17 protein-coding genes and 1 tRNA gene are annotated in these 19,128 nt (G+C 36.6%); 4 read left to right on the plus strand and 14 right to left on the minus strand.

Features of this window, described 5'->3' with window-relative positions; all coding sequences use genetic code 11:
- Positions 1-28: 28 nt before the first annotated feature.
- The 6 genes from B2V22_RS08025 to map all read right to left on the minus strand — a co-directional run bounded on the left by B2V22_RS08025 (position 29) and on the right by map (position 7,182).
- Positions 29-1,018 carry a DNA/RNA non-specific endonuclease gene (locus tag B2V22_RS08025; RefSeq protein ID WP_290491773.1) on the minus strand — a complete coding sequence of 330 codons (990 nt, stop codon included), beginning with the start codon at positions 1,016-1,018 and terminating at the stop codon, positions 29-31.
- 185 nt (positions 1,019-1,203) lie between these two features.
- Positions 1,204-2,172, minus strand: coding sequence for a GMP reductase (locus B2V22_RS08030; RefSeq protein WP_003143027.1), 969 nt, complete (start codon positions 2,170-2,172; stop codon positions 1,204-1,206).
- A 345-nt stretch (positions 2,173-2,517) separates the two neighbouring features.
- Positions 2,518-3,414 carry a ribokinase gene (rbsK, locus tag B2V22_RS08035; protein WP_290491775.1) on the minus strand — a complete coding sequence of 299 codons (897 nt, stop codon included), beginning with the start codon at positions 3,412-3,414 and terminating at the stop codon, positions 2,518-2,520.
- A gap of 124 nt (positions 3,415-3,538) precedes the next feature.
- Positions 3,539-4,531 carry an LCP family protein gene (locus B2V22_RS08040; RefSeq protein WP_290491778.1) on the minus strand — a complete coding sequence of 331 codons (993 nt, stop codon included), beginning with the start codon at positions 4,529-4,531 and terminating at the stop codon, positions 3,539-3,541.
- Between the two features lie 69 nt (positions 4,532-4,600).
- Positions 4,601-6,214: an LCP family protein gene (locus B2V22_RS08045; RefSeq protein ID WP_290491780.1), complete on the minus strand. Its 1,614-nt coding sequence runs from the start codon at positions 6,212-6,214 to the stop codon at positions 4,601-4,603.
- Positions 6,215-6,426: 212 nt separating this feature from the next.
- Entirely contained in the window at positions 6,427-7,182 is a 756-nt protein-coding gene (gene map, locus B2V22_RS08050; RefSeq protein ID WP_290491781.1) for a type I methionyl aminopeptidase, read from the minus strand.
- A 236-nt stretch (positions 7,183-7,418) separates the two neighbouring features.
- On the opposite strand from map, the gene B2V22_RS08055 reads away from it, so the two are divergent.
- From B2V22_RS08055 to B2V22_RS08070, 4 genes are all read left to right on the plus strand, one after another.
- On the plus strand, positions 7,419-8,126 hold the full coding sequence (locus tag B2V22_RS08055; RefSeq protein WP_290491783.1) for a GntR family transcriptional regulator: 708 nt from the start codon (positions 7,419-7,421) through the stop codon (positions 8,124-8,126).
- A gap of 106 nt (positions 8,127-8,232) precedes the next feature.
- Complete coding sequence (locus B2V22_RS08060) at positions 8,233-8,688, plus strand: flavodoxin (RefSeq protein ID WP_003143035.1); 456 nt, start codon at positions 8,233-8,235, stop codon at positions 8,686-8,688.
- A gap of 16 nt (positions 8,689-8,704) precedes the next feature.
- Positions 8,705-9,952: an aminopeptidase gene (locus B2V22_RS08065; protein ID WP_290491935.1), complete on the plus strand. Its 1,248-nt coding sequence runs from the start codon at positions 8,705-8,707 to the stop codon at positions 9,950-9,952.
- Positions 9,953-10,001: 49 nt separating this feature from the next.
- Positions 10,002-10,319, plus strand: coding sequence for a hypothetical protein (locus B2V22_RS08070; RefSeq protein WP_290491785.1), 318 nt, complete (start codon positions 10,002-10,004; stop codon positions 10,317-10,319).
- A 79-nt stretch (positions 10,320-10,398) separates the two neighbouring features.
- On the opposite strand, the gene B2V22_RS08075 is transcribed toward B2V22_RS08070, so the two are convergent.
- The 8 genes from B2V22_RS08075 to B2V22_RS08110 all read right to left on the minus strand — a co-directional run bounded on the left by B2V22_RS08075 (position 10,399) and on the right by B2V22_RS08110 (position 19,119).
- Positions 10,399-10,803 (minus strand): GtrA family protein, encoded by a 405-nt coding sequence (locus B2V22_RS08075; protein ID WP_290491787.1) that lies wholly within the window; start codon positions 10,801-10,803, stop codon positions 10,399-10,401.
- 2 nt (positions 10,804-10,805) lie between these two features.
- Complete coding sequence (locus B2V22_RS08080; protein ID WP_290491789.1) at positions 10,806-11,756, minus strand: glycosyltransferase family 2 protein; 951 nt, start codon at positions 11,754-11,756, stop codon at positions 10,806-10,808.
- Positions 11,757-11,765: 9 nt separating this feature from the next.
- Positions 11,766-14,390 carry a YfhO family protein gene (locus tag B2V22_RS08085; RefSeq protein ID WP_290491791.1) on the minus strand — a complete coding sequence of 875 codons (2,625 nt, stop codon included), beginning with the start codon at positions 14,388-14,390 and terminating at the stop codon, positions 11,766-11,768.
- A 44-nt stretch (positions 14,391-14,434) separates the two neighbouring features.
- The gene (locus B2V22_RS08090; protein ID WP_290491793.1) at positions 14,435-15,802 is read right to left on the minus strand and encodes a polysaccharide biosynthesis protein; all 1,368 of its coding nucleotides are present in this window, start codon (positions 15,800-15,802) and stop codon (positions 14,435-14,437) included.
- A gap of 37 nt (positions 15,803-15,839) precedes the next feature.
- Positions 15,840-15,912, minus strand: a tRNA-Arg gene (locus tag B2V22_RS08095).
- Positions 15,913-15,948: 36 nt separating this feature from the next.
- Positions 15,949-16,710, minus strand: coding sequence for a glycosyltransferase family 2 protein (locus B2V22_RS08100; RefSeq protein WP_290491795.1), 762 nt, complete (start codon positions 16,708-16,710; stop codon positions 15,949-15,951).
- Between the two features lie 12 nt (positions 16,711-16,722).
- Entirely contained in the window at positions 16,723-17,832 is a 1,110-nt protein-coding gene (locus tag B2V22_RS08105; RefSeq protein ID WP_290491796.1) for a hypothetical protein, read from the minus strand.
- Positions 17,833-19,119: an O-antigen ligase family protein gene (locus tag B2V22_RS08110; RefSeq protein ID WP_290491798.1), complete on the minus strand. Its 1,287-nt coding sequence runs from the start codon at positions 19,117-19,119 to the stop codon at positions 17,833-17,835.
- Positions 19,120-19,128 lie beyond the last annotated feature (9 nt).

The raw sequence follows: 19,128 nt of genomic DNA on the forward strand, positions 1-19,128 counted from the left end.
CTTCTTAAATCAAGTCAGACTCTTTATTTTAAACTGCTAATCGATTGGACCCATCGCTATAATAAATCTCAATCCCTGGTTGATTATTTGGGATATAGACATGGAATTGCAATTCACCATCATCCTCAATGGAATAAGCCTCCATGAAAATACCGCGCGCCAGTAGTTCATCCCCCATGAATAAAGGCGTAATCCGGTAGCGGACATGATTTTCACTATCTTCCACGTAGGCAGCCACATAGTTTTCAAAAGGTAGCATACCTTCCACATTGAAATACCGGGTCCCGGTCATCAAGTTCAGCAAATTATCCTGCTGACCAGTCAACTGAAAACCAATTAAATGACTTCGGTTATACAACCAGCCAGCCGATACAATATCATACCGATTTTGTTGCCAACCAGTTGGTGTGATTGCGGTCAAAGCTTCTCGTTGTTCTGATTCAGCCGGCATCAAGTCCGCCCCTAACAAGGCATTGGCTTCAGACACCCGACCCAAATCATCCAGAGGGCTATACCGCTCCCAAGATTCTTCAACATCCGTCAAATCAGCATCCGTAAAAATCGGCACATTGTCATTCACTTCAACATAAGCCTGCCCGCCCGGCACACTAGGCGGGTTCTGATGGTAGAGCTGACCTAAATCCTCAGCCTCTTCCAACGAAGATGCCCCTTGTTGGCTTTCTGATGTCGAGTCACCACTTGATTCTGATTCAGATGAAGAACTTGCCCCATTCCCACTACTATCTTCTATAGAAGAAGATGCTTGGTCGTTCTTATTCCCTTCCTCAGCCTGACGCACCCGCGACGACTCAGACGCTAATTGGTGGTCCTCCAAAATCTCCTGGTAAATCGACGACGTCCGGGATACCTCTTTGGCCACCTCAACTGGCTCAGCCAACCGCTCTTCCGCCATCCGGTTACCAACCCATAGAAATAGGATTAATCCCGCTAGAACCAGCATGGCAAATAACCGCTTATCCTTAGGACCATTTTGATTTCTACCAGCCAACAACAACACCTCCCTCTCACAAAATATCTGCCTTTTATCATACCATATTTCCATTTTTTCTGTGCAAAAGGGCCAGCACTTTCATGGCTGACAAGCCAATTTAAACAAATTTTTTCGTCGAGAAAAGGCCTGCGGTTTTGCACCACAGACCTTTAATTTTTTGATTAACGATGGTTATAACATCGGGCTTAAAATTAGTCACCGTTGTAAATAGTTGGTACGATCATGTAGTCAACTGTACGTAAAGCACCTAGGTCACGACCACCTGCATATGAAATACTTGATTGTAAATCTTCTTCCATTTCACGCATTGTATGCCATAAGCTACCACGGCTTTCGATCAACATTTTCTTACCTTCAACGTTTTTGTAGATGCCTTTTTGGAATTGAGATGCTGAACCAAAATATTCTTTGTAAGTGACACCATCTTCTTCTACAGTTTCACCTGGTGATTCAACGTGGGCAGCTAGTAGTGAACCAATCATTACCATAGATGCACCGAATCTTACAGATTTGGCGATATCACCGTTTGTACGGATACCACCATCAGCGATAATTGGTTTACGTGCTGCTTTCGCACATAATTTAATCGCTTGTAATTGCCAACCAGCAGTACCAAAACCAGTTTTGATTTTAGTGATACATACACGACCAGGTCCAACCCCTACTTTAGTCGCGTCAGCACCGGCGTTTTCTAAATCACGCACTGCTTCAGGTGTTGCCACGTTACCAGCAATTACAAATGTTTCTGGAATTTGTTCTTTAATGTATTTAATCATATCGATAACAGTCTCAGAATGACCGTGAGCGATATCAATAGTAATGTAATCTACGCGTTCACCACTTGCTTTGATTTCATCGATGAAAGTATATTCTTCTGGTTTTACACCTACAGAAATGGACGCAAATAAACCTTCAGCATTCATATGCTTGATAAATGGCATACGTTTTTCTGGTTCAAAACGGTGCATAATATAGAAGTAACCTTTGCGGGCCAATTCTTCAGCTAACGCTTCATTTAATACCGTTTGCATGTTTGCTGGCACAACGGGTATTTTAAATTCACGACCTCCAAATTCAATTGAAGTGTCTGCCTGGCTACGGCTTGTAATCACACATTTAGCAGGTATTAATTGGACTTGTTCATAATCAAAAGTTTCCACGAATTCAACTCGCCTTTCTCTCTATCAATATCTTCAACAACAAAAGGTGTCCGTAAACACCAATTCGTATTCTACACACTTACTTTCTGAATTGCAAGTTTAATTTATTCGTTTTTTCAGTAATTCGTCAAATTTTATCTAAAACAAGGCATAAATCAACTATCTTTTCTGTTTATTAACGAACATTAAACCGGATACCCCACCTGAACATTACTAAATTCAAAACAAGCAAATTTGCCCTCGCATAATTTTTATCGAAAGACGAACTTTATATCTCATAGTATTTTTATTCAAAAAAAAAGAAACTAGCTTATCACTAGTCTCCCTCTTACAAAAAAGATACGCTTATACTTTCCAGTTATCATTAAATGTTTCGTGTGCTTTTAAGGCATCAAGCGTTGGCATACCACCTTGGGCACCAAATTTTTGTACTGATAAAGAACCTGCAATTGAGGCAAATTGAATGGCGTCAGCTAAACTATTCCCTTTAGATAAGGCAACGGTAAAAGCACCTGAGAAGGTATCGCCAGCACCTGTTGTATCCACTACCTCACCTTTAATCGCTGGCACATGGACAGCTGCTTCCCCATCATGGTAACGAATACCCTCACCACCCATGGTAATCAATAATTGCGCTGGATATTTGCCCAATAAAGCATCAACATCTTGATCACCAAACATTTCTTGAGCTTCTGTTTCATTTGGCAATAAATATTCCACTTTTTCTAAATAGCCCTTGTCAATTTCAATAAAAGGCGCTGGATCATAAGTTACTTTAATATCATGCGCATCTGCTAGCTCAATCAAATATTGAATAGATGGCATGGGAATTTCATTTTGAATAACGAAATATGTACATGCTAACAAGTCCGCTTCCACTGATTTCAAATAATCAACTGTCACTTCTTGGTTGGCACCAGGTACATAAACGATGGCATTGTCCCCTTCAAAAACCGTGATATGGGCAGAACCTGTAGTGGTATCTGCAATGGTTTTAACAGCTGTCACATCCACACCGTTTCTTGCTAGATTCGCCTTCGTTTCTAGTCCAAATTGGTCGCCACCAACGCAACCAAACATTTGAACTTGACCACCTAGTCTAGCAGCTGCTACCGCTTGGTTAGCTCCTTTTCCACCAAAAGTTGTTTCAAAAGCTTGCCCGTATACAGTTTCTCCCTGCTTTGGTACGCGATTTGTCGTTACAACGAAATCTGTCGAAATACTACCAATTACACCAATCATTTAAAATTCCTCCTCATATATCACTCTTACCTATATTATACGTTATTAATGCCCGCAAGGCAGAATTTTTCCGAAAAAAAAGAAGCCGTGCACTACATACGACTCCCATTTTACAGTTATTCAACTATTCTAATTCTAAATGTTCTCTAAGTTCTGCAGAGGTTTCTGAAATTTGTGATTCAGATAAGATATTGTAGTAAATACCTGTCGACATATCGCCAGTCCCCACTAAGGTAGTAGATTCAACATTTTCAGAATCCACTCGGTAGTTCCAGGCTAATTGGGTCATATCTGAAACAGTTAAGTCAGTTGTCACATTGGCTTGTACTGTGTCGAACAAGCTACCTAGACTACCAATATTAGACACATCAGAGTACTTATCTAAGATAGCTAATAGGACTTGACGTTGACGGTCAGCACGACCATAATCCCCATCTGGGTCATCGTAACGGTTACGGACATAAGCTAAAGCTTCAGCACCAGTTTCCAAGGTAATTTGCCCTTCTGGGAAGGTATATTCATCTTGAGAGAAAGTGAAGTCGTTGTATAAGGATACCCCACCAATTGCATCGATGATGTTCATCATACCAGTCATATTGACTAAGGCATAGTAGTCAACCGGTACGTTCAATAGGTTTTGGACTGCATTGATTGAACCAGACGCCCCACCGGCCATGGCATAAGCACCGTTAATCTTGAAATCAATACTTGAAATGTAAGTATCACGTGGAATGGATACCATCTTAGCAGTTTGTGTATTCGGGTTAATGGTCACAAGAATCATGACGTCAGTATTTTGTTCACCAGTCGTTCTTGTCCCCCCTGAGTCCATTCCCATAAGTAAAATAGAAATTGGCTCTTTATCCGAAACAGTCACTTCTTTATCACGGACTTCTTCTACCGGTTCCGCACCATCAGCGTCCGCTGGTTGGTAAATCGCGTCTCCTGTTTGGTCAATTCGGTAGTATGAATATGCAAGAATCCCACCACCAATAATTAAAAAAGCTAACAAAACCCAACCAAAACAACCCAATAATCCACGGCGTTTCTTACGAGGACGCTCCTCATGATACGCTTCCCCTTGACTTCTACGATGGCGACTTTCTCTATTTGCCATATAATCCCTCCTCCTCAAAGATAGATATAAAAACATTTACAAATTTTATGCTCATTAGTATTCTATGATTTATTCAGTAATGGTACTTTCTTCAACAGGCGGTTCGGTCACAGGTTCTTCAGATGTACTCGGCGCTTCTGAAGTGGCAGGTACTTCTTGACCTATCTCCGGCACGCTTTCTTCAGGTACACTCGTTGATTCTGATGTCGCCGGCGCTTCATCACTATAAGTGTCGCTATAAGTATCTGTATAATCTGATGTTTCTGAATAAGTAGATGAATCGTAATATGTTCCCGTGTCTTCTTCCATAGTTGTGTCACTGTATGTATCTAACTCACTACTTATATCCTCAGTCACAGTGCCACTTGGGTCAAAGCCAGCGGTAATGTGTTCTAGCAATTCATCATCTAAGGTGGTTGGAATCGTTTGATCTTCATTTTCATCGATCAAGTCTGTGTTCCCTGTTGATTCTAAGTAGTCATTAATTGAATAACCAAAGATATATTTGACCAGTTCATTCAAGTCTTCTCTTGAATATACCCCTGGTTGAATGGCCATCTCGTCATCTGTTAAGACGCCGTCCCAATTCAAGTCAGACACTGGGAAGTAGGTTGATGCAACCCCATACTCTACAGGATAAACGATGGCAGAATTAGTTCCTTCATAATCGATGTTGTCTTGCATGGTGGATACATTTTCTAAACGTTCTAGCTCTGGAATTAGCATGTAGTAACCAAAATCAAGGTTTAGGTCAACATAGTCATCAAAGACTAATTTATTTAAATTATCCATAGCTGGCAGGTAATTGGCTTGTAAGGCAAACATATTATCCACTGTAATATTTGTTTTAATATCATCACCTACGGCATCTAAGATGTCATTGTAATTGGTTATGGTACCAAGTGAAATGACCTTATCTACAACCGCTTCGATTAGTTGTTGTTGTCGTTTTTCACGGCCAATATCACCTTCAGGATCCGATTTACGCATTCGGACGTATTGCATGGCTTCTAAACCAGATAGCGTACGTGTTTCACCTTCTGTAAACTCTACATCATTCTGTGTAAAAGTTAAGGTTGGCGTAATATCGACGCCTCCCAAGGCATCAATTACGTCCATAAACCCTTGCATATTGACATTCACATAATAGTCAATTGGTATATCTAAATAGCGTTGTAGGGAGTTGATTGTCCCTTCAATCCCATTATAATTCATATAAGCATGGTTTAATTTATCAAATTCATCCGTATCACTTTGGACCCCTAAGGCATCTCTTGGAATAGATACGACAGTTGATTCGTTAGTCTTTGGATTAATGGTGAAGACCATCATTACATCCGTCCGCGTCTCCTCAACATCCTCGTAATAAAGCGCTCCGCTATCAAGACCTGTTAGTAAAATCGTAATCGGTTCGCCATATTTTAATTGGGCATCTGCATCACGAAGTTGCGCTGAATTCACATCCTCATAAATATCAGAACCGAATCCAGAAATATCAGCATATACTTTAAATGCACTCGCACATATAACGACTACCACAGCTGCAGCACCTAAAATCCAATAGGTTTTCTTTTCTTTGGGTATCCATTTTGAGGATGTAAGGGTCTTTAAACTGAATGAATTCGCTTTTTTATTATTGCGGCGACTAGGGGCTTGATTGTTTTGATTATCTTGCTTTGTCATAAGCGCTCCTCTGGAGAATTATTAGGAAAATTGCTGGGTTTTCTTTGCTAAAAATATCTGGTTTATCTTGTGAAACTTAAGCAATCTATACCAATTTACATTATAGCATAATGAAATTTAACTTCATTTCAATTTAAATAATCTTAATAATTATTTATGCCAAAAAAACCATTAAGTTTGCAAGACTGCCCTTAATGGTTCCGTTATGGTACTTAATCTTTTTGTTGCGTTAAAATAATTGGCCCATCTTCAGTGATGGCTAAGGTGTGCTCATACTGTGCTGAACGTCCGCCGTCAATTGTGCGGGCAGTCCAACCGTTAGCGTCCATTTTGGATTGCCATTTACCAGTATTTACCATTGGTTCAATGGTTATCGTCATGCCGGCACGTAAACGTTGCCCTTTTCCAGCCACACCAAAATGTGGTACTGATGGACCCTCATGCATAGTTGGTTGAATACCATGACCCACAAACTCACGTACCACAGAGAAACCTTCCCCTTCGACATAAGATTGAATAGCCGCACCAATATCACCAATACGGTTACCTACACGTGCCTGTTCAATACCTATTGCTAATGCTTTCTTAGTAACGTCCATTAAACGCTGACCTTCTTCATCCACTTGACCGATACCATAAGTCCAGCAAGAATCGGCAAAGTATCCATCTAAAGATAAGACAGTATCTACACTGACAATGTCCCCATCTTTTAAAGCGCGATCAGGAAATGGAAAGCCATGACAGATTTCATCATTAATAGAAATACAAGTTACATATTCATAACCTTCAAAGCCTACTTGTTCCTGAATAGCACCTGCTTCAGTAATTTTCTTATCGAAAAAGGCTTCTATTTCCATTGTGGTTACACCAGGAACCATCATTGGACGCAATTGTTCATGGATACTAGCTAGTAAAGCTCCTGCTTTTTTCATGCCTTCTATTTCACGGGCAGATTTTAATGTTATCATTCACTCTCGTCCTTCCTTTATATTCACGTTCATTATACCCTAAAATCAAACGGAATAAAATTAATCAATCATCCATTATATCATGTAACCGTTTTATTTTTTATAACTTTTAGTGATAATATTTGGCTTTTACCCTATTAAACTGGTATGATTAAGTTAGTAATAAAACGTTTTTGCATATTTTTAATAGGCAAATATAAAACGTATCAACCAACGGTCTGAGCGAGGTGAATGGCATGGGAAAAATACAGAAACTAGAACAAGTTGCCTACTTACACATAAAAGATCAAATACTTAGCGAAAATTGGAAAACAGGATTCCATATTGTTGAAGCATTTATTTCAGAAGACTTAGATATTAGTCGTAGTCCGATTCGTGCTGCTTTAAGTACGCTAGCGGATGAAGGTTATGTAGACATGATTCCATATCGTGGATTCTTTGTAGCCGAGAACCCACCCAAAATTGATTTTGTTGCCCATCGTTTACGCTATGAACTAATCATTAGCTACAGAATGTTAGACCAAATGATTAAACAAAAAGTAAAGGGTGAAGACTACAAGGCCCTCTTAGAAGAAAAAGTGAACGCGGTTAGAAAAGCTTACGATGAAAAAAACTTCGACGATTTTTTAACTACTAGTGAAGCATTATTGAAAACAATATTGGACCTCGGTAACCATGACTTTTTAGTCAAAGAAGCATTAGAATGCTCTCGAACTGTCATGACGGCAATTTTAGAAAGATACCGGTCAGATGAACCTACTGATTTCATTTTGGATATGTATCCATTCATGATGTACCTCGGTGACTTAGTACGCTTGATTCGAGAAAACCGTTTTAACGATGCTCGTGTATTATTTGAGATTATCTTTAACTATTTAAAAACTCAACTACCCAAAGAGACTCAAGTAGCATTTGAAAACATTGATAGCTATCGTTTGGCTTAGACAATCGTCTATATATTGAATGAAAGCACTCTATATCGTCAAAGAGTGCTTTTTTTGCTATAATTTAGTTTGGAATGAAAATTATAATTGAAAGGAGCGAACCATATTGCCAAAGGCACTAGTTACCTTTGCTTCTTTAACAGGAAACGATGAAGAAATAGCAAATATTATGACCAAATCCCTAGTTAATTTGGGCGTAGATGCACGGATGGTAGAATGCCAATCTGTATATGCGACGGATTTTCTAGAAGAAGATATCTGTGTTGTCGTCACCTATACCTATGGTGCTGCAGCGGATTTACCAGATGAAATTGTAGATCTTTATGAAGAATTGGCGGATGTAGATCTAACAGGAAAAATATTCGCAACATTAGGGTCTGGTGAGTATGATTATGAGGAGTTCTGTAAATCCGTTGACGATTTTACCTTACAATTCAAACAAGCCGGTGCTATTCAAGCTGGTGAAGCTGTGAAAATTGAATTATATCCAGAAGATGAAGATATTCCTGAAATTGAACAACTGGCTCAGCAATGTGTAAATACCTATCAAAAACAACAATAAGTATTAGGAGGATTTAATTGATATGAAAAATTTTGACCAATTATTAGACAAATATGCAAACCTATTAATCGAAAAAGGCATTAACGTACAAAAAGGTGACAATGTAATGATTTACATTGCTGTCGACCAAGCCCCTCTAGCCCACTTCTTAGCAAAACATGCTTATGAAAACGGTGCTCGCCGTGTACACTTTACTTGGAAAGATGATTACACTAATCGTTTAGACTTCGAATACCAAACTACAGAAGATTTAGCTGAAGTTGCAGACTATACTGTAGCCCGCCAAGAAGATTTAATTTTAAATCAAAAAGTATCACGCCTTTCTATCGTTTCTGGTGACCCAGATTTATTGAATGGTATTGACCCAAGCAAAATTGATACCGTTCAAACAAGTCGCGGTCAGAAATTAAAAGTTGTCCGTAATGCGACAATGAACGATCAAGTTAAATGGACAGTTGCAGCAGCGGCTGACTACGGCTGGGCGAAACACGTTTTCCCTGAATTAGCTGATGATAAACAAGCAGCGACAGATGCATTATGGGATGCTATCTTCAAAGCTAGTCGTGTATACGAAGCTGATCCAGTAGAAGCTTGGAACAAGCACCGTGACTTGTTAGACGAAAAAGCACAAAAATTAAACGACAATCAATTCAAAAAATTACATTACACTGCACCTGGTACAGATCTAACATTAGGTTTACCTGAAGGTCACATCTGGGTATCTGCTCAAAGCTTTAACCCTGAAGGTTCACCATTTATCGCTAATATGCCAACTGAAGAAGTCTTCACAGCACCAGATACAAACGTGATGGATGGCTATGTGACTTCAACAAAACCACTATCTTACGCGGGTTCTACGATTGAAGGCATCAAAGTAACCTTTGCAGACGGTAAAATTGTAGACGTTACAGCTGATAAAGGTGAGCAAATCATGAAAGATTTAGTCTTCAACAATGATGGTGCCCAAGGATTAGGTGAAGTTGCATTAGTGCCACATCAATCACCAATTTCTCAAAGTAACCTAACATTCTACAATACTCTATTTGATGAGAATGCTTCAAACCACTTGGCAATCGGTGCTGCTTACCCAACTACCGTTAAAGGCGGAACTGAAATGTCAGAAGAAGAATTACAAGCAGCTGGTATCAACCGTAGCCATGTCCACGTTGACTTCATGATTGGATCAGCTGAAATGGATATCGATGGTATCGACGCAGATGGTAATGTATTCCCTATCTTCCGTCAAGGAGAATGGGCTTTCTAATTATCTAGTCATTAATTACTTTTTACACACAAATTAAAGGAGGTTGACCATGTCGCACAATCAAAAAAATAACGAAAACGACTTGAATGAACTGTATAATCGTTTAAAGAATATGGACCGAAAAAAAGTTGACGAAACCCTTGAATACCTAGATAAAGGTTCACCAAAATTAAACTGGTTATACATCACCCTTGCTGTTGCCATTATTTTTCTTTTAATTTGGTTAATTATGGTAATGAACCCGAATGAAGATGTGGCGCCAACAAACGGTAGGTCAGAAGAAATCAATCTTCAAATCCAGGAAATGGAAACCCGTATCGAAGCCTTGGAAAGCCAAGTAGAAAGCATAGAAGAAGCTAATAATTAATATAAACAACAAAATCGCTACCAAGTATCTAGGAAACTAGGTACATTGGTAGCGATTTTTTAGTGATGAACATCATAATTTATTTGAATATAAATACTTTACTAAAAATATAATTCAACAAGACGACCACAATTTGTGTGACAAGTTTTGCCCAAACTTCTCCTATACTTAGATAGGTTAATAAAAACATTAACAACATATCGATAAAAAAAGATAATAAGCGGAAAGTGACAAAACTGGAAAATTCTTTAAGAATAATACGTACTGACCATTTTTTTGCTTTAAACACCCAAATCTTATTGGTAATATAAGCAAATATAATAGATAAAATCCAAGCCACTGTATTAGAAACAAAAAGACTTGATACTTGTCTCATCAGAAAGAATGACACAATATTGACTAATGTTGTTAATACGCCAAAAACTACATAGATAACAAATTCTTGATTAAATAACTGTTTCTTCACCTTATCTATAAATGCCATCATTAGTCCTCATTCAATTCATTCTTTAAATCTGCTTCGGTTTCTTTAATAATAAATATGGGTCTATTTTTAGTTTCTAAGAAAATTTTGCTGATATATTTACCAATGATACCGAGACAGAGTAATTGGATACCACCGATAAACAAGATAATCACTACTAGAGAAGGCCACCCCGCAGTTGGATCTCCGAATATTAAAGCACGTAGTATTATAATCAATCCTGCAATAATAGAAATGACAAACATCAAGGCGCCAGAATATGAAGCAATTGATAAAGGTATTTCAGAAAAATTGATAATTCCTTCAACTGAATATTTAAACAAGCTCCAGAACGACCAAGTAGTATTACCAGCGACTCTTTCTCTATTTTCAAATTCTAGATAGATAGTATTGAATCCTACCCACGAAAATAACCCTTTTGAAAAACGATTGTATTCTGTCAATTTAAGGATAGCATCCACCATTTGTCTGGTCATCAACCGATAATCACGTGCGCCATCTACAAATTCAGTATCACTAATTTTATTCATGAGTGCATAGAATTGTTTAGCGAAGAAGCTACGGATAGGCGGCTCCCCATCACGGTCTACTCTTCTTGTCCCAACACAATCAAGCGTGGGATCTTGGTATAATTTATCAAGCATTATTGGCAATAATTCAGGTGGATCTTGTAAGTCAACATCCATTAAGGTAACAAAGTCCCCTTTTGCTTGTTTTAAACCTGCATAAATCCCTGCCTCTTTACCGAAATTTCTTGAAAATGAGATATAACGTACTTTATCATTCTCCTTGGCTAGCTTTCTCATTTCATTTAAAGAATTATCCGATGAACCATCATTCACAAAAATATATTCAATATCTTGATCCATCAATGGCTTTACCTTTTCCATTTCTTTGTAGAAAAGATGAATAGATTCTTCTTCATTAAAACACGGTACAATAATTGAAAGCATATTTTCCACCTAACTTTTTACAATCCTTTTTTTCATCTTTTTGATCATATTAGTATCTACTAAAACTAATACTATAACAAATACAATACTAATAAACATTGAACTGTACAGATATGGTTGTACAAACTTCATTTTGATATTTAATTGGCCTTTTGGTATTTTAAATCCTATCATACCATTGTTAACATTTTCTATTGTGATTTTTTCATTATTGATCTCTAATTGCCAACCGTCTTCATAGAATATTGGTAATACTAAATAGGTATAACCATCACTATTATCAAAGTTAATCTCTAATTTATCTTGTGCTAGTTCCAAATTGTAATCTAATTTTTTATCTTCATTACTTCTTGCTTCCAACTGATCATATGATAGTCCATAAATATGATTGATTTCAAAATCGTAGCCGCTACCACCAGCAAAATCAAATAAAATTTGGTCATTAAATGGGATAGAGACTTGGTGATGAAATTGTTGCAGAGCATATTTATCATTTGGTGAGCTCATTTGAAGTTCTGCACCATTTATAGAATAGTTATAGTTACCAGTATAATAATCTGTATCAGCTTTTAACGTATAATCAATTATAAGCTCGTCATAATTTTGACTCGCATCGACGTTAGCAACTAATTCGATACCTTCATCCGATTTTGAAATATAATTATCGTGATAGAAATTATTCTTTTCTATACTAAAATTTAGGTCATTTTCTAGGTCTATAGATAGCGGCTGATTTTTACTAGAAGTAGTATATACGCCATCAATTAATTGTAAATCCTTGAAGTCAAGGGATGTATAATTATTTATTTGATATTGATTTTTTACTGGATGTATAAAAGCAAGAGGATAATTATTTTTATAAACGGATAATTCACCGAAACTTTTCACCTTCTCATATCCAGCAGGTACAATGTATTGTTCATTGTCTTTAGCAATAACGTAATCAATTTGAAATAAACTATTTGTTATCTGTCTAGCACCTAGGCCATCAATTGATACACTGTTATCCTTAATATTAGTTAAACCAAAAAAATCTATGAAATCCTGTTCATATTTATTTTGAAAGCTTGAGTAATTATTAAAGGTACTTTGCTCATATGCTATGCCCAAATTAGCCATGCCTACATATTCTATACGATAAAAACCATTAGCATCGTTCTCAATAAAGTTAATAGCTTGTGATATATTCGTGTTTGGATTTTCAAAAGTATCATATAGATAGTCTTTTGAAACAGTTTTCAGACTATACTGCTCAAATAACCGCGTATTAAATTGATTAATGAATGGTACTGTTAAAAGGAATATCGCCATCAAAGCTCCGTACTGAATCCTAGTTTGTTTAGTATAACTAAGAATTACATAGAATAACATCGCAATACCTATAAGTACCATAAAATATTTTTTATTAATGTCATAACTATTATCCATAGATTTTAAAGTACTGTAATAAATCAATAGTGTAAGCCCAGAAGCGAAGATACTTGATTTTAGAGATTTATGTTTCAATATTTGTTCAATACCTAGGCCAATTGTAATAGCAATAAATAAATACGTTATGTAGTGCCACCGATATTGAGGTGCACTTAATCCGTTGAAAATACTAGCCACTTTAGGGCTATAACGAATGATAATTAATATTGTCGTGAAACAACTAAAAAATTGAAATATTTTTGATCGATAATTTTTAACATTAAAAATTACGAGTAAATATATAAAAGAAACAACTTGTATGGGGTCTGAAATTAATATCCTTTCAAATGAAAAATTCTCTTTATCCCAAAGTGGTGCGATTACATCTACACTACTTCTACTGTTATCGAGAAATCCTTTAACAAATACTATAAAACCTATAGATGAAATACCTACTCCAAGCATCCCATATATTATTATTTTCTTTAATTTCTTATCCCAGGCTATTTCATCTTTATTTAATGGTATGAACAATCGCATAATTGCATAGCAACCACATAACAATAAATTTGCAAAGGCAAAGTATCCGTTATTAAATAAGGTCAAAGCTACACCTAAACTAAATAACCAACCCTTTTTGCCTTCAAAAATCCATTCTACTCCTAACAAGATAATCGGTAACCATAACATGGCATCTGTAAAAAAATCCCAGAGAACAGCATGTCTGAAATAAATAGGAGCAAATGCATAGAATGTAGCTGCAAAGATAGACACGGATCTGCGTACTTTAAATTTCGAAATAACTATACTTGCGAAATATGCAATTAAGCTAGATTTGATAACCGAAAGGTATAAGGAGATTTCTCCCCAGTATACAATATCTGGAGTGCTGATTATCTGACATTTTTCCAATATCCAAGTTACCAATACCGTCATATAATAAAATATAGACGTTGTATAATAATAACTTAATTTGGTCAGAAAGTTTCCGCCTCCACTGTAGTTAAAACTGTAGAAAAAATTACCTTTAGTAAATTCTTTATATAAGAAATCTTTGAAAACTAACATTTGTTGCGTCTGATCACTCGGTCCAGCCATCAATAAATTATTGTGCCATTGATTGTTAATAAAGAAAAAATGCATCAAAATTGATGCACTTATCAATAATAAAATCACAAAAAATTCTTTAAAAATTATCTGCTTATTTATTTTTTTTATTTTCATATATTCTTTTTCTCCCCCAAAAATAAACTACGAAAACATCTTTTCTAATCTTCCATCTTTACAATTTGTTGGAAGATGTCTTGTAATTCTACCCGCTTCATTACTAAGATAATAACTAAGAAAGCAGCGTAAACAAAGAATCCAAGATAAGTATTTAGTGTATTCGCAGTAAAGTAGAATACGAGAACGTGACTAATAATCAATAACCACTCGTTGGCATCGCCCTTCATAGCCTTAAATTCACGCCGTGAAGCATATAGGTACCACAAGAAATAACATAAGGTAGTAGCCCATGCGATACCTGATAATGATTTAGTGATAAAGAATATGATTCCTACAAAAGCAAAGGCCAATACCGCATACAAAATTGAGTCGCGGATATATTTTCGTTCACTTCGTTTAGCCTTGTATAGATTGGCCACAACGATTTTTGAAATCATAATATATGGAATCGATACAAAGGTAATGGATAATAACTCGATTGATGCCACATAGTTTGGAAGGAAGAATTCGATAATCCACTTAAATACAAAGAATCCTAATCCACCAAAAATACCAAGTAACAATGTCAATTGTTTAATGATATTGGCTACTCGAGGAGAGTCTGTTTTTGAAATTAAATTGTAGAATACTAAAGCGACAGCATTCACAATTAGGATAATGACATTTAACACTGAGTTTTGGAAAGAATATTGGGCGAATTCTTCAATTGGGAATCCCCAGTTTGCAATCCAAGAACCAATATTACCAACGAATGTCAATGACATATTGGCTAATAAAATTAAGAATCCAACTCTAAAAATTTCAAATTTATCTTTGACAGTGAAGGCGGGATTAAAACCTAATTGCTTAACAAATCGGAATTCATAATAGATGTACATTAATACATAAGACAATACATTTAATATGATATAGAATACGTAGTCTTCCGATTTAAAAATAAAAATTCCAATCAACAACAGTGCGATATAAGATACTGACCGGAACATTGATGCTACGGTAAATGTTTTAAATTGACCAACTGCTTGTAAAAAATTTGATTGATACGTTGTCACATTAGAAAAGAAAGTAACGATAGAAAATAGAATCAGTACCGGATCTTTTGTGATTAAAGAAATCAGAAACATCCCTACAAACATAATAAATTGGAAAAAGTTGGCAAAATTATGTTCATCTCTGATAACATTTTGATCTAAGTCATTTAATTCCTTACCACCATACTTAATATAAATTCCATCCGCAAATCCTAAATGGAAAAGGTAGGTAAAACTCAGGTACAAGGTATATTGCCTATAAGACCCGTATTGCGCGACAGTCAAGATCCCCGGCAAGATGAAACCAACGATAAAGCTAGTTCCGAAACCGACAATATTAGACATTGCAACGCTTAAAATGTTCTTTAAAGTCTTCATTTTTATCCTCACAATATTTCTGCTTTAATTTTGTTAACGGTCCCGAGAAGATTCGAACTTCCGACACCTCGTTTAGGAAACGAGTGCTCTATCCCCTGAGCTACGAGACCAGATAATGTAAGTGACCAGGCCACTTACATTCATCATTATAATCTTCTTAATATCGCATTGACAACATAGGAAGCGAAATAGTAACTTGCTTTTGGTAGTGGTAATTTTTCTAAATTGTAATAGGTATTCCAAGTACGTTTTAAGGCACCTACTCTATCACTAGAAATTGAACCTACAACTTGTCGATAAGAATTTAAAGGTTGAGTAATACCAAAGGCTGAAATGCCCGTTTCACGCATGATCTGCAGCCAAGTTGCAGTATCTTGACCTTTTCGTACAAGAGGCATCCGGAAATCACCAATGATATTTCGATCAATCATCACTGTTGAACAAGCAATAGCCGTATTTTTCAATAAACCAGTATAGTCTAAGGAAATGGGTACATTGGCTTTTTCTTTCAGCACTTGACCCGTTTCATCAACAAGACGGAAGTCCGTGTAAGAAAAGGCGATGTCACCTTTTTTCATGAATGTGATTTGTCTGATTAATTTATCTTCATCCCACACATCATCTGAATCGACGAAGGCAATATATTGACCTTGGGCCGCTTTAATACCAGTGTTTCGAGCTACAGCGGCACCACTATTTTCGGCTAAATTAATCACTTTAATACGGCTATCTTCTGTTGCAAACTGTTCGATAATTTCCAGGCTGTTATCTGTCGATTGATCATTCACTAGTAACATCTCCCAATTAGCATACTCTTGGGCTTGAACACCTTTAATCGTTTCACCAATGAATCGTTCAGCGTTATAGACCGGTGTTACTATTGAAATTAAATTGGATTGGAAAGTCATCTGCTTTGCCTCCTATTTCAAGTGAATAATCTTCACTCTTGATTCATACAGCTTACTCAATTCAAATTGATTTTGATACCATTCTTTATCAGTAGTGCCTGATTCAATAAAGATAATCACTTCTTCAGGTGCTTGATCTTCAACATTTAATTGGTTGCTAACTGGTAGCTGTGCGTTTGAGAAAGCTTGGACAATTTCATTATCTGTCGTTTGCGCTAAGGCAATTCTACTTTTATCAGCTGGAATCATTAACCAGTTATTTAAGTTTTCTGTATTAACCTTTTTGCTGTCTACTAACCATTGGTAGTCATCAAAATCCCAAGTGTAATCATAAGCATAGGTAATTTTCTTACTAAAGAAATGTAAGACAAATAATACGACTGTTGATAAAATCACACCTAGGATGCCACCTAAAACAGCATAGATGACTAATGAGCCACCAGTTTCTTGTGGTTGAAGTCCTGATAATGTCTCAGGCGTTGGAATCATAATATTCTCTTCAACAATTAAATCTTCACCTATATCTGGTGTAGATAAGAAAATAATGTCATAATTTTCATAAATTGGTACATTGCCATCAATAATATATTGATAGATAGCTTCTGCTACAGCTAAGTTTTCTTCTGCAGTTTTCCCCACTAAGACACGCATAGTGATTTCATCCGTAGAGGTATTTCGAACGGCTGCAAGTCCTCCGCGGAAGTCGCGTGATTTTTCTAGTCCAACATTTTCTTGAGCTTCTAGCGTAGCGGCAATATCGACGCCAGAAATCTCTTCTAACTCAGCCAAAATATCTGGACGAGACAAGAACTCATCTAAAATGAAGGAATTACCTAAAATTAACCCTTCTGGATTGATGGCCACAAAAGAGAATTCTGCTGGCTCTTGCTCATACACCGTCGCTAAATAGTTATATGATGCTTCGATTTCTTCTGGTGTTAACTCTGCATTCGCAGATGTTTCAGAAGTGGCTTCACCAATTGCAGAGTTTTCAATGTAATTGGTTAAAAGCATCCGTGCGCCTAAGGTCAATCCCATGACAATGATTGCGCCGATTATAATTTTGATGATGTTATTGATGAAAAATCGCCATAGTTCAGCAATTATTGTTAATAAACTCATTTATTCTACCCTCTTTTTCTTTCCAAAAACTTGTGCTTCCATAATACCAATGTAGGCAATAATTAATCCGAAGAATACCCAATGCCATTCAATTAACATATTATTAGCACTTGTAATACTTGCACCAATAAAAACAAGTAAAAATGAAATGAATGCATTCATAACCTTCTGGTGCATTCTATTGACAAATTTTTTCAAATTGAATAGACGATATATCATTAAGGCGTATCCTAAGACATAGGCGATAAATATGAAGGCGCCATAGCCCACAAGTATTTCTAACCACCAATTGTGAATATTAAAGATATTATTGGTTGGTAATGGTCCAAATATCTCCATCCACACTTCTATATTACCAGCACCTACACCAAGACCGAAAGTCTTACCTAAGTACATTAACCCGTTTCGCCACATATTCATCCTAGCCACATCTCCAGAAATTACCGGTCTAGGTAAAATATAAATTAAGTCAGTAACCATCCCTCTAATTGGCGGGACGAAAGCAAAAGCTAGTATAGCTAGTGTTAAGACAATACTTCCGGTAGTTAACACTTGCTTTCTTGTGAAATCCCAACGAACGCCTAACAAGACATATATACCGTAAAAGGCCAGTGCCATTAGTAAACTCATCCGTGAGCCGGATTGGAAAATTAAAAACGTTGATAAAAGCATACATAAAAGCGTTAATAATTTCTTCAAACTATCCTTCGTTGTATTCATAAGAATTAAGTTAATTGGTAATGTCGCTAATAATATTGTTGCATAGTCATTTTGGTTGGCAAGATAAGTGATTGGTATCCTCGTCCACGGTTGCGTCACGAAGGTCGAATATTTGTCCAATTTACCCAGATCGGCAAGTAAATAAATATTTGTGGTGATTTCAAATAATCCCCAAATACTTAAAAAGGTCATCATGACCCATACCGCTTTAATTAAAGTCCGCCATTGGACATAATCTCTAGTCCATAAAAAGATACCAACGATACTGGATATCCCTAAAGTCAACAAGACCATCGCTTGAAGCCAAGACCCTAGGCTCATCGCCCAAAGGACCGAGCATAAGGCCCACACCCACCAAAGTAGATAAACAGCTACCATTCCGGTAGCATAGGAATTACGGTGGATTTTAAAGGATTTTCTATCTTTAACTAAGAAAAAGATGACCATCGGAATCACTAATAGCGAAAATATCCGATATATTGAAATCTGACCTACTGGTAAAGTAACGGCAATTAAATTGGATCCAAGGAAAACACTAGACACCAAAATAATAAGATATGCTAGCAAGGTTTAATC

Source organism: Aerococcus sp. UBA6277 (assembly GCF_002440555.1).
GTDB lineage: Bacteria > Bacillota > Bacilli > Lactobacillales > Aerococcaceae > Aerococcus.

Coding starts and splice junctions, on each gene's coding strand:
- rbsK (WP_290491775.1), bottom strand. CDS start 3,414: ATGATTGGTGTAATTGGTAGTATTTCGACAGATTTCGTTGTAACGACA.
- B2V22_RS08040 (WP_290491778.1), bottom strand. CDS start 4,531: ATGGCAAATAGAGAAAGTCGCCATCGTAGAAGTCAAGGGGAAGCGTAT.
- B2V22_RS08045 (WP_290491780.1), bottom strand. CDS start 6,214: ATGACAAAGCAAGATAATCAAAACAATCAAGCCCCTAGTCGCCGCAAT.
- map (WP_290491781.1), bottom strand. CDS start 7,182: ATGATAACATTAAAATCTGCCCGTGAAATAGAAGGCATGAAAAAAGCA.
- B2V22_RS08055 (WP_290491783.1), top strand. CDS start 7,419: ATGGGAAAAATACAGAAACTAGAACAAGTTGCCTACTTACACATAAAA.
- B2V22_RS08070 (WP_290491785.1), top strand. CDS start 10,002: ATGTCGCACAATCAAAAAAATAACGAAAACGACTTGAATGAACTGTAT.
- B2V22_RS08075 (WP_290491787.1), bottom strand. CDS start 10,803: ATGGCATTTATAGATAAGGTGAAGAAACAGTTATTTAATCAAGAATTT.
- B2V22_RS08080 (WP_290491789.1), bottom strand. CDS start 11,756: ATGCTTTCAATTATTGTACCGTGTTTTAATGAAGAAGAATCTATTCAT.
- B2V22_RS08085 (WP_290491791.1), bottom strand. CDS start 14,390: ATGAAAATAAAAAAAATAAATAAGCAGATAATTTTTAAAGAATTTTTT.
- B2V22_RS08090 (WP_290491793.1), bottom strand. CDS start 15,802: ATGAAGACTTTAAAGAACATTTTAAGCGTTGCAATGTCTAATATTGTC.
- B2V22_RS08100 (WP_290491795.1), bottom strand. CDS start 16,710: ATGACTTTCCAATCCAATTTAATTTCAATAGTAACACCGGTCTATAAC.
- B2V22_RS08105 (WP_290491796.1), bottom strand. CDS start 17,832: ATGAGTTTATTAACAATAATTGCTGAACTATGGCGATTTTTCATCAAT.